Origin of the sequence: Seohaeicola zhoushanensis, assembly GCF_014656415.1 — a bacterium.
GTDB classification, from domain to species: Bacteria; Pseudomonadota; Alphaproteobacteria; order Rhodobacterales; family Rhodobacteraceae; genus Seohaeicola_A; species Seohaeicola_A zhoushanensis.
Genome location: NZ_BNCJ01000062.1, coordinates 1 through 1,721 on the forward strand (window position 1 = coordinate 1; position 1,721 = coordinate 1,721).

The window sequence follows — 1,721 nt, forward strand, 5'->3', positions numbered from 1 at the left end:
TCTGGCCCAAGGCGCGGGACGGCGTGATGAAGATGTCGCCCGCCCAATTCTCGGCGCTGTTCGAGGGGCTCGACTGGCGGCTTGTGCGGCCCGAGCGCGTGCGGCGACCGGAACTGGCGGGATAGCTGCGGCTGAGTGACTCAGTATCGTTTTGTCGGTGGTGGCGACTTCACCCATGTGCTTGGTCCGGGTCATGTCGAATACCGCCCTGGCCGAAGAAAACGCACGCCTGAAGGCTCGCCTCGCCGAGACCGAGGCGGCGCTGGCGGATGCGGTCGAGGCCCAGAAACGGCTGGAGAGCATCGTCAGCGAATTGCGGCGGGAAAAGTTCGGGCGGAAATCCGAAAAGCTTGATCAGGAACAGTTCAACCTGCCGCTCGAGGATGTGGAACTCGCGCAGGGCGTGCTGGAAGCGGCGCAGGAGAAAGCGCGGCGCGCACTGAAGGGACAAGGCCGTGTCGAAAGCGGCACGCCGCACCGGAACCGCGGGCACCTCCCGAAGCATCTGCCCCGTGTCGAGCGGATCATCGAGCCGCAGAGCACGTTGTGCCCCTGCGGGTGCGGCGAGATGGCCAGGATCGGCGAGGATGTCTCCGAGCGGCTGGACGTGGTGCCGGCCCAGCTTCGCGTGCTGGTGACCCGCCGTCCGAAATACGCCTGCCGGCGCTGTTCCGGTGCGGTGGTTCAGGCGCATGCGCCGGAACATGTGGTGCCCGGCGGTCTGCCGACCGAGGCTTTGATCGCGCAGGTCATGGTGGCCAAGTTCGGCGACCACCTTCCGTTCTATCGCCAGGCAGAAATCTACACCCGGCAGGGGCTCACATTGGACCGGGCGACGCTCGGCAACTGGGTGGGGCGTGCCTGTTTCCACCTGCGTCCGATCGCCGATCACCTGAAGGAGCGGCTGAAAGGCGCGGATCGGGTGTTCATGGACGAAACCCGTGCGCCGGTGCTCGATCCCGGACGGCGAAAGACCAAGACTGGCTACTTCTGGGCCATTGTGGCCGATGACCGGGGCTATGGCGGCGTCGGTCCGCCGGTCGTGATGTTCCACTACGCGCCCGGCCGCGGCGCAGTGCATGCGCTCCGCTTCCTCGAAGACTATCGCGGGCACTTCGTGCAATGCGACGGCTATGAAGCCTATGACAAGCTCACCAGGGTGGACCGGCCTGAGGGTCCATGGACGCTTGTCCATTGCTGGACCCACGCTCGTCGGCGCTTCGTCAAACGGCTGGAAAAGGACGGCTCGCCGATTGCCGAGGAGGCCCTGCGCCAGATCGCCGAGCTCTATGCCGTCGAGAAATCCGTGCGCGGCCAGGCCCCCGACGCCCGGCTTGCCGCCCGGCGCGCGTTGTCCGCACCGATCATCGGGGCCTTCCGCCCCTGGCTCGAGGCACAGCTGTCGCGCATTCCGCGATCATCGAAGCTGGCCGAGGACATCCGCTATACGCTGGCGCGCTGGCCAGGCCTGACGCGGTTCCTGGAAGACGGTCGCTTGGAATTGGACACCAACCCGGTCGAGAACCAGATCAGGAAGATCGCTCTGACAAGAAAAAACGCCCTCTTCGCCGGGCACGAGGTCGGCGCGGAGAACTGGGCACTGCTCGCCAGCCTGATTGCCAATTGCAAGATGTGTGGCGCCGATCCGGTCAGCTATCTGACCGCCACTTTGCGCGCATTGCTCGACGGACACCCCAAGAGCCGCATCGACGACCTTATGC

Annotated in this window: 1 protein-coding gene; it reads left to right on the plus strand. The window is 65.7% G+C overall.

Going from position 1 to position 1,721, the window contains the following annotated elements; genetic code table 11:
* Positions 1 to 193 precede the first annotated feature (193 nt).
* On the plus strand, positions 194 to 1,721 hold a 1,528-nt coding region (tnpC, locus tag IE266_RS26685; protein ID WP_189683176.1), incomplete at its 3' end, for an IS66 family transposase.